General features: G+C 44.0%; 14 protein-coding genes. 8 read left to right on the top strand and 6 right to left on the bottom strand.

Annotation, left to right across the window (positions count from 1 at the left end; all coding sequences use genetic code 11):
* Window positions 1-41 precede the first annotated feature (41 nt).
* The 5 genes from BMY60_RS00280 to BMY60_RS00300 all read left to right on the top strand — a co-directional run bounded on the left by BMY60_RS00280 (window position 42) and on the right by BMY60_RS00300 (window position 5,193).
* On the top strand, window positions 42-2,099 hold the full coding sequence (locus tag BMY60_RS00280) for a heme lyase CcmF/NrfE family subunit (protein ID WP_090330305.1): 2,058 nt from the start codon (window positions 42-44) through the stop codon (window positions 2,097-2,099).
* Window positions 2,099-2,626 (top strand): DsbE family thiol:disulfide interchange protein, encoded by a 528-nt coding sequence (locus BMY60_RS00285; protein ID WP_090330306.1) that lies wholly within the window; start codon window positions 2,099-2,101, stop codon window positions 2,624-2,626. The genes BMY60_RS00280 and BMY60_RS00285 overlap by 1 nt, the downstream gene beginning before the upstream one ends.
* The gene (locus tag BMY60_RS00290; RefSeq protein WP_090330307.1) at window positions 2,623-3,306 is read left to right on the top strand and encodes a cytochrome c-type biogenesis protein; all 684 of its coding nucleotides are present in this window, start codon (window positions 2,623-2,625) and stop codon (window positions 3,304-3,306) included. The genes BMY60_RS00285 and BMY60_RS00290 overlap by 4 nt, the downstream gene beginning before the upstream one ends.
* The gene (gene ccmI, locus BMY60_RS00295; RefSeq protein WP_090330308.1) at window positions 3,303-4,655 is read left to right on the top strand and encodes a c-type cytochrome biogenesis protein CcmI; all 1,353 of its coding nucleotides are present in this window, start codon (window positions 3,303-3,305) and stop codon (window positions 4,653-4,655) included. Before BMY60_RS00290 ends, ccmI begins: the two co-directional genes overlap by 4 nt.
* 76 nt (window positions 4,656-4,731) lie before the next feature.
* On the top strand, window positions 4,732-5,193 hold the full coding sequence (locus BMY60_RS00300) for a peroxiredoxin (RefSeq protein ID WP_090330310.1): 462 nt from the start codon (window positions 4,732-4,734) through the stop codon (window positions 5,191-5,193).
* A 61-nt stretch (window positions 5,194-5,254) separates the two neighbouring features.
* Here BMY60_RS00300 and BMY60_RS00305 read toward each other — a convergent pair whose 3' ends face one another.
* On the bottom strand, window positions 5,255-6,241 hold the full coding sequence (locus BMY60_RS00305) for a malate dehydrogenase (protein WP_090330312.1): 987 nt from the start codon (window positions 6,239-6,241) through the stop codon (window positions 5,255-5,257).
* A 1,136-nt stretch (window positions 6,242-7,377) separates the two neighbouring features.
* On the opposite strand from BMY60_RS00305, the gene BMY60_RS00320 reads away from it, so the two are divergent.
* Complete coding sequence (locus tag BMY60_RS00320) at window positions 7,378-8,925, top strand: BON domain-containing protein (RefSeq protein ID WP_090330315.1); 1,548 nt, start codon at window positions 7,378-7,380, stop codon at window positions 8,923-8,925.
* An 88-nt stretch (window positions 8,926-9,013) separates the two neighbouring features.
* Window positions 9,014-9,460 (top strand): PRC-barrel domain-containing protein, encoded by a 447-nt coding sequence (locus tag BMY60_RS00325; protein ID WP_090330317.1) that lies wholly within the window; start codon window positions 9,014-9,016, stop codon window positions 9,458-9,460.
* 422 nt (window positions 9,461-9,882) lie between these two features.
* Here the strand turns inward: BMY60_RS00325 and ettA are convergent, their stop codons facing one another.
* The 5 genes from ettA to BMY60_RS00350 all read right to left on the bottom strand — a co-directional run bounded on the left by ettA (window position 9,883) and on the right by BMY60_RS00350 (window position 13,313).
* Entirely contained in the window at window positions 9,883-11,547 is a 1,665-nt protein-coding gene (ettA, locus tag BMY60_RS00330; protein WP_090330319.1) for an energy-dependent translational throttle protein EttA, read from the bottom strand.
* 107 nt (window positions 11,548-11,654) lie between these two features.
* Window positions 11,655-11,885, bottom strand: coding sequence for a DUF2835 domain-containing protein (locus tag BMY60_RS00335; protein WP_090330320.1), 231 nt, complete (start codon window positions 11,883-11,885; stop codon window positions 11,655-11,657).
* 25 nt (window positions 11,886-11,910) lie between these two features.
* Window positions 11,911-12,243 (bottom strand): YnfA family protein, encoded by a 333-nt coding sequence (locus BMY60_RS00340; protein ID WP_090330321.1) that lies wholly within the window; start codon window positions 12,241-12,243, stop codon window positions 11,911-11,913.
* Between the two features lie 116 nt (window positions 12,244-12,359).
* The gene (locus BMY60_RS00345) at window positions 12,360-12,980 is read right to left on the bottom strand and encodes an alpha/beta hydrolase (protein WP_371264170.1); all 621 of its coding nucleotides are present in this window, start codon (window positions 12,978-12,980) and stop codon (window positions 12,360-12,362) included.
* A gap of 24 nt (window positions 12,981-13,004) precedes the next feature.
* The gene (locus BMY60_RS00350) at window positions 13,005-13,313 is read right to left on the bottom strand and encodes a (2Fe-2S) ferredoxin domain-containing protein (RefSeq protein WP_090330324.1); all 309 of its coding nucleotides are present in this window, start codon (window positions 13,311-13,313) and stop codon (window positions 13,005-13,007) included.
* A 254-nt stretch (window positions 13,314-13,567) separates the two neighbouring features.
* On the opposite strand from BMY60_RS00350, the gene BMY60_RS00355 reads away from it, so the two are divergent.
* The gene (locus BMY60_RS00355) at window positions 13,568-15,079 is read left to right on the top strand and encodes a carboxypeptidase M32 (RefSeq protein ID WP_090330505.1); all 1,512 of its coding nucleotides are present in this window, start codon (window positions 13,568-13,570) and stop codon (window positions 15,077-15,079) included.
* Window positions 15,080-15,526 lie beyond the last annotated feature (447 nt).

The raw sequence follows: 15,526 nt of genomic DNA on the forward strand, positions 1-15,526 counted from the left end.
TTGTGTTTGAACAAAGACCTTACATATAAATTTTAGACATCATGATTCCAGAAATTGGCAATTTTGCGCTCATTCTTGCGTTGTTACTGGCAATTACACAAGGAACCTTGCCGTTAATTGGCGCAGCTCGTGGTATAACTTCTTGGATGGCATTAGCAAAACCGGTTGTACAGGGTCAGTTTGTTTTTGTCTTGATCGCTTTTTTGTGTCTTGGTTATTCGTTTGTTACAAGTGATTTTTCTGTTTTAAATGTGGCACGAAATTCCAATACAGAACTCCCGCTGCAATATCGTATCGCGGCAACCTGGGGGTCTCATGAGGGCTCACTGCTGCTTTGGGTATTGATGCTGGCAGGTTGGTCGATTGCTGTCAGTGTTTTCAGCAAACAGTTGCCTGAAGACATGACCGCGCGGGTTTTAGGTGTTCTGGGTCTGATCAGCGTTGGATTCCTGTCGTTTATGTTATTGACATCCAATCCGTTTGATCGTCTGTTACCCGCTGCCATGGAAGGCAGTGATCTTAATCCGCTGTTGCAAGACCCCGGTATGGTTATTCATCCGCCCATGCTGTACATGGGCTATGTAGGATTTTCAGTAGCATTTGCATTTGCAATTGCTGCTTTGCTCAGTGGCAAACTGGATGCAACATGGGCGCGTTGGTCACGTCCGTGGACAACCGTTGCCTGGGTATTTTTAACCTTTGGTATTATGCTTGGCAGCTGGTGGGCTTACTATGAGCTGGGATGGGGAGGTTGGTGGTTCTGGGATCCCGTTGAGAATGCCTCTTTTATGCCTTGGCTTGTTGGCACGGCACTAATGCATTCGCTGGCAGTAACTGAAAAACGCGGCAGTTTCAAAAGTTGGACAGTTTTATTAGCAATCTGTACGTTTGCGCTATGTCTGTTGGGCACATTCCTGGTGCGCTCGGGAGTACTTACTTCTGTGCATGCTTTTGCGACTGATCCGGAAAGAGGCGTATTCATATTAGGGTTCTTGTTTGTGGCCGTTACTTTATCACTGTTATTATTTGCATGGCGGGCACCAAAAGTTGGTTTGGGAGGTAAGTTTGACTTGCTGTCACGTGAATCAATGTTGTTGGCAAACAATCTATTATTACTGGTCGCTGCTGCCAGCGTTATGCTGGGCACTTTGTATCCGTTAATAATTGATGCGCTTAATCTTGGAAAAATTTCAGTCGGCCCGCCTTATTTTGAAGCTGTTTTTGTGCCGATTATGACGCCAGCGATATTTTTAATCGGACTGGGGCCGATCTCCCGCTGGAAACAGATGAGCTTGCCATCGTTGGCCGTTCGAATTCGCTGGGCAATTGGCGTTAGCATTGTAAGTGCGATTATCGTGCCATTCTACATGGGTGAATGGAAACCGCTTGTCAGCTTCGGTTTATTGCTGGCATTCTGGATTGTTATGAGCATATTGGTTAGTATGAAGCACCGTTTAAGTAACAGCGGGCAGGGTAATGTTTTTGTCAAGCTTGCCAAACAATCCAGAAGCTTTTATGGAATGCATTGCGCACATTTTGGCGTGGCGGTATTTATTATTGGTGTCACACTAGTCAACGGTTACGAAACTGAAAAAGACGTGCGTATGGATATAGGCAGCCGCGTTACCATAAAAGAATATGCATTTCAGTTTAATGGCGTATCTGATGTCGTAGGGCCTAATTATATGTCAGTGCGTGGAGACATTGATGTATTAAAAGACGGTGAGTTTGTACGAAAACTGTACCCAGAAAAGCGTACTTACAATGCATCAGGCATGGTAATGACAGAAGCTGCGATTGATACGGGATTTTTCCGTGATCTTTATGTTGCTTTGGGTGAACCTCTGGCTAATGAGGCCTGGGTTGTTCGTGCTTATCACAAGCCTTTTGTAGACTGGATTTGGCTTGGTTGTTTATTGATGTCAATCGGTGGTATTTTAGCTGTAAGTGATAAACGCTATCGCTTGAGAATCAAAGAGAAAAGCCAACAGATCCTGGGCAAAAAATTTAACCAGGAAACTCCTGCAACAGATGAGGCTGCTAAACCAGTTGCCACGGAAGGTGGCACAGCATTGGCTTCAGATACAAGGAAAGTTTAATGCGATATCTGTTGCCTCTATTTGCTTTTTTAGTGTTAGCGGTTTTCTTATTTGTCGGCTTGTCATTAAACCCGCGCCAGGTTCCGTCGCCCTTAATAGATAAACCAGCACCTGAATTTCAACTTTACAGTCTGCATGAGCCGGACAGGATTTTTTCTTCGAAAGAAAACATAGGTAAAGTTTGGTTACTGAACGTATGGGCTTCCTGGTGTGTTGCATGTCGGGATGAACACCCTTTATTAGTACAACTTGCGAATTCAGGCATTGTGCCTATATATGGCCTTAATTATAAGGATGAGAACACAACGGCTAAACAATGGTTAAAACACTTTGGGGATCCGTATATTGCAAGTGTGGTTGATCCAGATGGTGCGGTTGGGATTGATTATGGAGTATATGGGGTGCCGGAAACATATGTTATTGACAAACAGGGAATTATTAGACACAAGCAAATAGGTCCGGTTACTGTAGATTCATTACAAAACAAGATTATTCCATTGATTGTCGAATTGCAAAAGCAGACATGAAAAAATTCTTAGTTTCATTTTTATATAATTCGGTTCGTGTATGCGCTGATGGGATTACACTGAAAAGGTTTAGTGACGTTTTTTTCAGCAGCACGGCTGTAATGCTGGTAATCCTATTTGTGATGCCGTCACAAAGCCTGGCTGAAACAGAATATAAAGAGGCGGTTCCAGTAGCGGAAAATCCGGAAATAGAAAAAAGAATGCTGGCCTTAACAGAAGATCTTCGTTGCTTGGTATGTCAGAATGAATCAATAGCAGAGTCCCGGGCTGATTTTTCCAATGATATGCGTCGGATAATCCGTGAGCAGATCAAAGCCAATAAAACCGACGATGAAATTATTGATTTCCTAGTTGATCGCTACGGAGATTTTGTATTGTATAATCCGCCCATGAAAGCCACGACGGTTTTGTTGTGGTTTGGACCGCTGGTTTTCTTTATCTTAAGCACATGGTTTTTGGTTAAATTCCTTAAAGGACGCCGCCAGGAGATTAAAGAAGTCACTCTGAGTGAAGCGGAACTGAAAAAAGCAGCTGTGTTGCTGGATGAAAGTCATGCCAAAGTATCCGGGAACCAACACAAAGAAAACGATAACTTAAACGAACGAGATAATTCTTCAACTCGGAAACAGCACCAAAAGACGGATGTTTCTGTGCGTGAAAATAAAGGTAACAATGTATGACGGCTTTCTGGATCATTTCAGGTATTCTTATTGTAGTTACGCTCCTTTTTATTATTCCCACTTTATTAAAAAATAAAAATCTCCAGGAGGAACTTATTGAGCGTGACGCGGTGAATGTTACAGTTTATCGTGATCAACTAAAAGAATTAGACAGAGATCTCGAAAATGATATCTTGACGCAAGAACAATATACGCAAAGTAAACAAGAATTGCAGCAACGCATGTTGCAGGATGTTCAAGAAGGCGAAGTGATTAATCGTAAAAAACCAAATAAAATAATGAATATCGCCGTTTCAACGATATTTGCGCTGACACTGCCGGTGGCAGCCATTTATTTATATTTGGAGATTGGCGATACGCGTGGACTATTGCCGCAGGCGCAACTGGCAAATGCGGTGCAGATGCCTCAAGGCAGTGATGGCAGTAACAATGCCATGCCTGAAGGGCATGATAACTTTAATTCTGTTCTGGAGAATTTGATTGCAAGATTAGATAATAATCCTGATGATATAGAAGGCTGGTTTATGTTGGCGCGCACATATGCAATCATGAATCAGTATGATGAAGCCGCTGCAACTTATGCCAAACTGAACGAATTTATCCCAAACAATCCCCAGATTCTCAGTGATTATGCTGATGTTTTAGCAATGACGAACGACGGGAGCCTTGTTGGCAGACCTAATGAACTGATTCAAAAAGCTTTGAATATTGACCCGGAATATCCCAAAGCGCTGGCATTGGCGGGAACAGTTGAGTTCGAGCAGAATCATTTTGATCAGGCCGCAATGTATTGGGAAAGATTATTGGCGGTTATTCCGGCTGATTCTCAGCTTGCCAAATCAGTGAGTGAAAGCATTGCAGAAGCCAGATCTTTGTCAGGTGAAGGAACATCTGTGCCTCAGACACAATTGGCTGCTTCAGAGTCATCAGAAACTGCGGCGCAACCCAGTGTATCGGAACCTGAACAAGTTTCAGTTTCGTCAAATAAGCCAGATGAACCAGCCTCACTGTCAATTTCTGGTGATGTGTCTATCAGTGATGCGGTCGCTGCCAAAGCCAATCCGAACGACACACTATTTATTTATGCGCGTGCTGAAACCGGTCCTAAAATGCCGTTGGCAATTCTAAGATTGAGTGCCAAAGATCTGCCTGCAACATTTACACTCACAGATGCAATGGCGATGACACCTGCCATGAAACTGTCAAGTTTCCAAAATGTTATTATCGAAGCGCGTATTTCAAAATCGGGCCAGGCGGTTCCTTCCAGTGGAGACTTACAGGGAATGAGTGAACCTATCACGGTTGGCGATAATGATGTATCAATTGTGATAGATTCGGTTATACCCTGATAATTATTTCTAGCATCGTATTTTCATAGTTTATTTGTGTTCTTGGGCAATTAATTTTTCAATTTTATAAAATCCAATGTTGACGATTAATCAACCTGTTGACGATTTCCAACTACCCAGTACTGATGGTAAGACATTTACATTGTCAGAAGCACTTGGAAAACATCTTGTTATTTATTTTTATCCAAAGGATAATACGCCCGGATGTACGACAGAAGGTCAGAATTTCAGAGATAACTACACAGCGTTTACAGATCTAAATTGTGAAATTTTTGGTGTTTCACGTGACAGTATAAAATCGCATAAAAATTTCAAAGAAAAAATGAATTTTCCATTTGAGCTTTTAAGTGATTCTGATGAACAGATATGTAAAATGTTTGATGTCATCAAAATGAAAAACATGTATGGAAAACAAGTGCGTGGTATTGAGCGCAGTACTTTTGTTATTGATGCTGAAGGTATCTTGAGAAAGGAATGGCGCGGTGTCAAAGTGCCGGGGCATATAGAAACAGTGCTTGCTTTTGTTAAAACGCTTTAACGAGTTTTGCTGTTGAACAGAAATCTCGACGATGGACGATGATGTTTTGTATTTAATGGTTTCAAGCTAACAAATGCATGATAGCACTTTGTTCTGTGATTAATTCTTCGTAACTTTTCTGCATTTTGTTCTTGTCAAAATCACTTAACTCCAACCCTTGAACTATCTGATAGTTACCACTATCGCAAATTACCGGGAAGCTGTATATGATTCCTTTAGGAATGCCATAACTTCCATCGGACAAAATTCCCATTGACGTCCAGTCATTATCGCGAGTTCCAAATATCCAGTCCTGCATATGATTTATGATGGCATTAGCGGCGCTAGCTGCACTGGACCGGCCATGCCGGGCTTCAATAATCGCCATGCCGCGTCTTTGCACAGTTGGGACAAAGCTGTTGGCAATCCAGTCATCATCGCTAATGAGTGATCTGACAGGAACATTGTCAATTACAGCGTGGCTCAGATCTGGGTATTGTGTATTGGAATGATTACCCCAAACAATCATTTTTTTTATGCTGGTAACGGGTTTTGACAGCTTCTTGGCGACCTGTGATAAAGCCCGATTATGATCAAGTCTGAGCATTGCGGAAAAATTCTCAGGACTGAGATCGGGGGAATTTTGAAGCGTGATATAAGCATTCGTATTTGCGGGGTTGCCGACAACTAGTACCTTGACATCTCTATTGGCAACAGAATTCAGTGCTTTTCCCTGTTCAATAAATATCGGTCCATTTGCTTCAAGCAAGTCTTTGCGTTCCATATTCTCACCGCGGGGCCGTGCGCCAACCAGTAGAGCGATATCAGCATCCTTGAATGCTGTATATGGATCATCTGTTGTGATGAGTTCTGTCAGAAGTGGAAAAGCGCAGTCTTGTAATTCCATGACTAGCCCGTCAAATAACGGGCGTGCATTCGGAATGTCAAGTAACTGTAAAATTATCGGTTGATCTTTACCTAACATATCACCCGCTGCAATACGGAACAGCAGACTATAGCAAATCTGGCCTGTTGCACCAGTGACAGAAATTCGAATTGGCGATTTCATGTTTTCAATCCTTGAGGTATCCCTGTAGGCTCATTAAATCAACAGTACATGGGAAATTCGACTTTGGATTATACGTGTAATTATGGTCTCGAGGAAGGCTAGGATGAACCCGGATGCTAAATAGTCGATCCTGAAAAAGTATTATCTGAAAAAATTCAGTAAATAGAGTAGCTTGAAAAACTCAAGAATTAAGCTGAATTGTTAAAAACTCGAAAAAGATCAACAAATGAAAAGACTGCATAAGGCTTTATCACAAACCTGACGGAACATACAAAGTTCGTTATTTCCCCGGTTATCAGAAGAATCAGGTCCATTAACGAAAAAACAACAGGAACTGGTAACCACGCCGGAATTGGTTCGCATAGAAAAATTCATCATTACTTATCACGGTTATCCAAGGCACCCGGTACAGGATCGCTCGGCCATTAAGGCAAAGTACGGGTTAAGCAACAGACGCGCATTGAAAGACAGATGGGCGGCATGGCATTACCGGTATGATCGCGGACCTGCCAACGGCTTGTGAGATTGGTAGCAGGAAAGCAACAAGGGTTACAAAGAGAGCTGGACAGGCCAAGTTACATCTTGATGTGGCGGACGGGTAGTATACCGGTGAGCGGGCTATTAACATCGGCATCGACAACGACGGCCAGGCAGCAATCCCTTTGACGTACATGACCGCTGAATTTTTTCTGGCGCGATTGTTGATAAGCAGAATATTTGAATAGCATGTTGAACGCGGGTTCCCAATAGAAATGTTTTGGCTTGAGTTTTAACAAGTTAGCAGCTATTAACATAGTTAATAACGATTATTGCAAAAATCCTATATCGTAAAAATGCACGTTGATTACTTGTATTTGAGAAATTTTATTGTGTGGTTCCGTAAGCGGTTCGTTCAGTCTTATTTTTTGGCAGGCTGGGTTCTACGATGGCTAAAAACGACATCTGGTGGTACTCATCTATTTGCCGCAATCACGCTGGTTGCGGATCTGCAGTGTGCTAAATACACGCTACACGCGGCGCGCGCAGTCAAAATAGCAGGAAAAAACTGTTGCCAGTTTACGCCGCTTGTTAAAAATGGGTTTTTATAGAAATATTTTTGTGCCTTGACTATTTTGTTAGAAAAAGGAGTGCAACATATGAATTCAAAGCATATGATCACAACAATTAATATCGCAAAGAATAGTACGCAATTTTCAGGCTTACTTATATTGCTGCTATTGCTGCTGGTGTTGACACTTTCATCTTTTTCGGTACGGGGCGCATTGTTTATTGAGGACATAGACATCACCCATCATATAGAAAAAGAATTCCAATCTGATCCGGTTATTCCATTCAACACCATAGATGTAAATACAAATCAGGGCGTTGTCACACTTACTGGCAGTGTCACAAATTTGCTGGCCAAAGAACGGGCGGTTCATCTTGCTCAGACTGTGCGCGGCGTACGATCAGTCATTAATCGGACGGAAGTAAAACCTATTTCGAATTATGCAGCCAGTGTGCTTCAGGATGCCGTAAGAAAAGCCCTGCTGTATGACGCCGCAACGGATTCCTATGAGATTGAAGTCCAGGCGGATGATAACGGTCAGATTTCTTTAAGCGGCACAGTGGACTCCTGGGCAGAGCGGGATTTGGCAGAAACTGTTGCCAAGGGTGTCAGTGGCGTTGTAAGTGTCCGCAATAACATAGATATTCAATTGCAATCAAAACGGCCGGACAATGAAATCAAGCGGGAGGTGGAAAAAAGATTGTACTGGAATGCGCTAATCGATAACGGGTTGGTCGATGTAAGCGTCACAGAAGGCAAGGTGTCTTTATCCGGAGCCGTCGGTAGCGCGGCAGAAAAACGTCTGGCCGAATTGGATGCGTGGGTTCACGGAGTCAGGACTATTGATACATCTGATTTGCAGGTTAAGAAATGGGCGCGTGACAATGATTTACGCGAAAAAAAATACGTAGCGCGTTCTGATGTGGAAATTCTTGCAGCGATACAGGACTCTATGCGGCATGATCCACGCGTGCATCTCTTTGATATGGAAATTAAAGTTTCAAATGGATATGTCACGTTGCGGGGTGTGGTCGACAATATCCAGGCTAAAAAAGCCGCTATCAGTGATGCGCGCAATACGGTGGGTGTTGTGCGCGTAAACAATCTTATCAAAGTACGTTCTGGTGTGGATCTGGACGATGATGAAATTGCTGCAAATATACGTTCTGCATTGTTGCGCCATCCTTTCACCGAAAGTTACGAGATTAACGTACGTGTGAAAAATGGCGCGGCACAGTTAAACGGAACCGTAGACACTGTTTTTGAAAAAGGCGTGGCAGAAATTGTAGCGCAACGAGCTTCAGGGGCTACATCTGTGCGCAATTTTCTGGGTGTCAGCAATCCCGGTACCGTGACCTATAACCCTTATGTATACGACTGGGCCGTTTACGATTTTTCCTGGTACGGCGGCGCCAAAATGGCGACCAATAAAAGTGACCGGGAAATTAAATTGGACATTGAGAATGAAATGTTCTGGAGTCCTTTTGTCGATCTTAAAGATATCGACATAGATGTTAATGCTGGCGTTGCTATTCTGACAGGAACCGTCGATTCCTGGATGGAATACAATGCCGCACGGGAAAATGCATTGGAGGGCGGAGCTATTTCAGTAATCAATAAACTCAATATCCAATAAAAAAATATCTAAAGCGCAAAGATTGAATACGCGATAGATATTGTTGTCTGAAGTACTTATTTAAACCAAACTAAGGAGAGGTTTTATTATGAAAGATAATAAATTAGTCTTATTGATGGCGGCAATCCTGTTGTTTGCTTTCACCAATGCACACGCTGGTAGCGAAGTGCATAGTGCTGAAAAAATCGAGTACGGCAAATCGGGTATTACTTACAGGGTTGATAAAGATGTTCATAAATTGATAGGAAAGGATGTTGTCAATAATAAAGGTGACGCCCTGGGGACGGTTGAAAACTTTTTAATTTCCAATCCTGAAAATATTCAATATGCCATCATTTCGGTTGGCGGTTTTCTCGGTATCGGCGACAAATTAGTCGCTGTTCCGGTTAAAAACCTGCAAATGAATAAAGAAGAAGGAAATGTTTCGCTCAATAATGTGACAGGAGATGAATTAAAGAATGCGCCTGCATTTGAGTATGAAAAAGCGGAAAGCGGTACCGAACGCTTTCCGGAATATGGCCCTAGTCAACATTAAGTGATTTCAGGTTTTCAAAATAGTAAGGAACTGAACTTTAAAGCATTTTGCTGGTGTTTAAAGTAAATTTGTGTTTGATTGCAAAGATAAGATATCTACTTTTAAATAATAAGCTATTGTTTTATATGTTGCTATTTGAAGTAGATATCGAGTCGATGCAATTGAACACAAGTTAATTGATCATTAGGAGGAAACTACTATGACTCAGGCTAAAAGCATTTCCTTATTGTAGAACGCAACAATAGGCCACCGGTAAGGCCGATGGCCTGATTTTTTGCTAATAACTTATTGTTAATAAGTTGTAAAGTGTAAACAAAACCGCCGTTAGTGCGAGGTTTATCGCTGTGTTCTACAGTTGACTTATCTTCATACAGATTTCTTGCTGTATTCAAAAGGACAAGCATTTTTTAAATTATTCCTTTTTATCGGCTGATTGGCTTATACCGTATCCGCTTCGGTTTCGCGCCTTCTTCACCTAAGCGTTTAATTTTGTCGGCCTCGTATTCATGATAGTTGCCATTAAAGAACATCCATTGCGATTCGCCTTCTGCGGCGAGAATATGTGTGGCGATGCGGTCGAGGAACCAGCGATCGTGCGAGATGACGAGCACGCAACCGGCGAATTCGAGCAGCGCGTCTTCGAGCGCGCGCAGCGTTTCAACGTCGAGATCGTTAGACGGCTCATCCAGCAGCAGCACATTGCCGCCCGCAATCAAAGTTTGCCCAAGGTGCAGGCGCCCGCGCTCGCCACCGGAAAGCTGGCCGACAATTTTCTGCTGATCCCCGCCCTTGAAGTTGAAGCGGCCGAGATATGCACGGGCAGGGGTGGTGTATTTACCGACGGTGAGCAGGTCGTTGCCGCCGGATATGGCTTCAAATACGGTTTTGTCATTCTCAAGGGCATCGCGCGCCTGGTCGACATGCGCGATATTGACGGTGGGGCCGGTTTTGACTTCACCCGAATCTGGTTGTTCCTTGCCGGTGATAAGTTTGAACAGCGTCGATTTGCCTGCGCCGTTCGGGCCGATAATGCCAACAATCGCGCCAGGTGAAATCTGGAAACTCAGGTTGTCGATCAGCAGCCGGTCGCCGTAGGCTTTGGATACGTTCTTAAACTCAATGACTTCGTTGCCGATCCGGTCGCCAACGGGGATGAAGATTTCCTGCGTTTCGTTGCGCTTCTGGTATTCCTGCGAGTTCAGTTCCTCGAAGCGGGACAGACGTGCTTTGGATTTGGCCTGACGGCCTTTGGGATTTTGCCGCACCCATTCGAGTTCTTTCTTCATCGCTTTCATATGCGCGTCGATCTGTTTGCCTTCCTGCTCCAGACGTGCTTCTTTCTGCTCGAGCCAGCTGGAGTAATTGCCCTTCCATGGAATGCCGTGTCCACGGTCGAGTTCGAGTATCCATTCTGCGGCGTTGTCGAGAAAATAACGGTCGTGGGTGACGGCGACGACCGTGCCCGAAAATCGTACCAGAAACTGTTCAAGCCATTCGACTGACTCTGCATCAAGGTGATTGGTCGGCTCGTCCAGCAGCAGCATGTCAGGTTTTTCGAGCAGCAGCCTGCACAGAGCAACGCGGCGTTTTTCACCGCCGGACAGGTTTTTCACGACTGCGTCCCAAGAGGGCAGGCGCAACGCGTCTGCGGCAATTTCCATCTGATTTTCGGTGTCACTGCCCGCGTTAGCAAGGATTGCTTCCAGGCGTGCCTGTTCTTCGGCCAATGCCTCGAAATCAGCGCCTTCTTCGGCATATGCAGCGTAAACAGCATCGAGCTTTTGCTGTGCTTCAATGATTTCACCCATGCCCGCCTCGACTTCCTGGCGCACGGTATGATCGGGGTCGAGTTGCGGTTCCTGCGGCAGGTAGCCGATACGAATATCAGGCAACCGTTGTACTTCGCCGTCAAATTCGCTGTCCACACCGGCCATAATGCGCAGCACGGTGGATTTTCCCGAACCGTTCAAACCCAGCAGGCCGATTTTGGCGCCGGGAAAGAAGCTCAATGAGATATCCTTGATGATTTGACGTTTTGGTGGAACGATTTTGCTCACACGCAGCATTGACATGACATATTGGGCCATTGTTTTGATCTGATTAATTGAAATTTGGAAAATAAGGATGTCTACAGGGACAAAGTTTAACGCAGCTTTTTCAGCAATGAAAGCGCGCAGGCATGTCTATGCGGTGATTAGCTGTTACTGACTTGTTTAATCGATACGAATTTACGGTTTTGGTCGATAATCAATTCAAACAAACCCTGTATGCCGTTTGCCTGCACCACGGAGCGCAGAATGCTGGCGGGGAAACGGATGGTGCGCCCGTCTGTCGTTCTGGCGACAACTGTGCTGATATTTCCTTCGTAATAGTGAATAAGCTGTTGCGGAGAAATATTGAGAACGACGTGTAAACGTTTATGCATTGGGGTATTTGCATAATGTAATGCATCAAGTTGCTCTGGGTGCAAACATGATAATTGCCATGCCAGTTAACGCAACGGATGCGCCAATCAGATCCCAGACGGTTGGTTTGATACCGTCGACAGTCCATAGCCAGAAAATGGCGCAAAAAATATAAACGCCGCCATAGGCCGCATAAACTCGTCCTGCTGCGGTCGGATGCATTGTCAGCAGCCATGCGAATACGGCCAGACTTAATCCGGCGGGAATGAGCAGCCATGCGCTTTTCCCCTGGGTCAGCCACAGATAAGCCAGGTAGCAACCGAGAATTTCCATGATGGCAGTAACGAAAAAAAGTGCAATCGTTTTAATAAAAAACATAATTTTCTTTCAATGTTATGTTGTCATTTTGTTGGTTTGAGTGTTGCATGGGTAGTATCCGGATTCCTCATTGGCCAGATTACTTTATGGGTTTGGGCCTTGATACAACGGTGAAGCTAGGCTTTCAGAAAGCTGTGAATGGTGCGTTTGAGAACGGCCAACTTGCCGTGAAAGAAATGCTCAGCACCTGGGATGACGACAATCGGTAAAGTATGTGGTGTTGCCCAGTTAAGAATGGTGGTTAATCGGATTATTTCGTCCTGGTCTCCCTGGATGATTAAAACCTGTTCGACGTTACTGCATGAAACAGCTGCATCAGCAGTTTGTTGGATGGATGGTGCGACCAGGACAAGTGACTGCGGGTTTAGCCGTTCAGCAGCACGTAATTGCACGCCGCCGCCAAATGAGAAACCGGCGAGCAATAATCGTTTGTCACGCAACTGATGACTAAACTGATGCTGAATGGTTTGTGTGACGGCGACGATATCTTCGGTTTCGCCGATACCGTTGTCAAAGGAGCCATCGCTTTTGCCCACACCGCGAAAATTGAATTTGACCGCGACAAGTCCAAGTTCAAGCATACTGTTAAACAGTGTATAAACGACCTTGTTATCCATTGTTCCGCCATGCAACGGGTGAGGGTGCGCAATGACTGCGATGCCTTTGGGTAAGTCACGTGGTTCAGCCAGAACCGTTTCTATTTTGCCAGCCGGGCCGTCGATAAAGAATTTTTGCAAAACAATACTGGTCTCGCTGACCGGCTAAATTCTCAAGCGCTCAACGATCCGGCCATTGATCAGATGTTCATCGATGATTTCATCAACATCGTCTTTGTCAATATAGGTATACCAGATATCTTCGGGATAAACCACAATAACAGGTCCTTCCTCACAGCGGTCGAGGCAGCCTGCGTTGTTGATGCGTATCTTGTTTTCACCATTTAACTTAAGCGTTTTAATACGGCTTTTGGCATAATCGCGCATTTCCTGCGCATTCATGTTGTTGCAGCAGGTAGCAGAGCCTTCACGCTGATTGACGCAGAAAAAAACATGATATTGATAATAACTCATAATGATTTCTAACGCTGAAGCATACAATTCTAATTATACGTTGTACACGGCGGTATTTTCAAAATAAACTTCTTCTTTCGCAGAGTTCTGTTATTTTGACTGTCAATCACAGAAAAATTTTTTCAGGTTTAAAAGAGACTTAAAAGGTTTAGCATAAGGTAAATAATGACGTGGGTGTGACAAAATTGCACATTCATTTGACAGTCTGTGATGTTAAAAATATAACCGTCTGTATTAAAGTGAATATTGTAATTATGAATAAACATTATCAAAATCTGGTTCAGAAGTTAGAAGAAATTTCGCATTTAAATGGTGTAATGAATACACTTGGGTGGGATCAAGAAGTAATGATGCCAAGCGGAGCGGCACCAGCACGCGCCAGACAGGTTGCGGCACTTGCTGGCGTGATTCATGAACGTATGACGCATCCGGCCTTGGGCGAGTGCCTTGACGCATTAGAACAACACAACCATCATGTGAGCTCGGTTGAGCAATGCAATATCCAGGAAGCAAAGCGGCAGTACGTTTTAATGACCAGAGTTCCGAAACGGCTGACTCAAGCGCTTGCAGAGCTTAGCTCCAGGGGACACGAAATCTGGGTGCAAGCGCGTCAGGAAAATAGATTTAATGATTTTGCGCCAGTAATTCAAGAGTTTCTGATGCTGAAGAAAGAATGGGCTGAGTGTGCTTTTCCTGAGCTATCTCTCTATGATGCCAATCTTGATTTGTTTGAACGCGGTACAACGGTGGCGCAGATTTCCACAGTTTTTGATCAGTTGAAAGCTTCTCTGGTACCGTTGATTGATGCAATCAGACACAATGGGTATCAGCCGGATACCAGTTTCTTAAAAGGCCGCTTTGGCATAAATCAACAGGTAAAATTGACACAGAAAATCAGTAAAGATATCGGCTTTGATTTTACAAAAGGGCGCATCGATGTTTCAGTTCATCCGTTTTGCGGTGGTGGTCATCCCACTGATGTCCGCATTACCACACGCTATGCAGAGCATGATTTTATTGAATCACTGTATGCCGTCATTCATGAGACCGGACACGCGTTGTATGAACAGGGACGCATGCCGGGGCTCGAGGATCTGCCGGTTTCTGAGTCGCTAACGATGGGTATTCATGAATCGCAATCGCTGTTCTGGGAGCGTATGATTGGTCAGAGCAAAGCATTCTGCACACATTATTTCAAACTGTTTTGTGATACCTTTCCGGACAATTTGAAAAATGTAACGGTCGATTCGTTTTATCAGGCTGTCAATATGTGCCAGCCTGCATTGATCAGGGTGGAAGCAGATGAACTGACCTACCCGTTGCATGTCATTTTACGCTATGAGATTGAAAAGGATTTATTCGAGGGCAATATTGCAGTCGATGATTTGCCGGAAGTATGGAATGAAAAAATGATTGCGTATCTGGGTATCCGGCCACCAAGCGATACGCTGGGTGTGCTTCAGGATTCGCATTGGAGTGGCGGTGCATTCGGTTATTTTCCGTCTTACACGCTGGGTGCAATTTATGCTTGTCAGTTTTATGACGCCATGCAGCAGGCTTTGCCGGACACAGAGAAAAATATTGAGACAGGAAATTTTGCACCGATAAAAAAATGGTTAAACGAAAATGTCCACAGGCAAGGCAGGCTTTATACACCTCAGGAACTTGTGCTACGAATAGCTGGCGAGCCCTTAAATCCGCAGCACTTTCTCAATTATCTCAAAGCCAAATATAGTGCGATTTACTGTTTAAATGTAAGCGCATAAATGTTCTTGCCTTTTGTATATAGACACTGAATTTCATTACCCTGCTGCGTGAGTTAGCGTTAGAAATTAGCGAAAGTCTCCTTTCTTTTGAAGTGAGGATTTAGACGATGGGAAGCGGTGAGGCTGCAAGAACTGATGTGATAGTTGTATACTCGGTCCAGCCTTCTCCTTCGAGCGGAACGGTCAGCCGAGCGACCAATTAATCTGGCTTACAGTCGTAGCCTGAACCCACCGGCTTCAGCCGGTGGGGTATTCACTTTTGTTTTATACAAAGAGTGTTTCCAGTACCAGCAACATAAGCATAACAAGGGTTATCGCATAATAAGTTCCGGGTTTCATTGATGATGCCTCCTATAAAAAATAAAAAATAAAAAATAAAAAATAAAAAATAAATTAACCAACGTTGTTATTTATTCTGATGCGTATTCTAACAGAAAGTTCACAAAA

This window comes from Nitrosomonas sp. Nm51 (genome assembly GCF_900111165.1).
GTDB lineage: Bacteria > Pseudomonadota > Gammaproteobacteria > Burkholderiales > Nitrosomonadaceae > Nitrosomonas.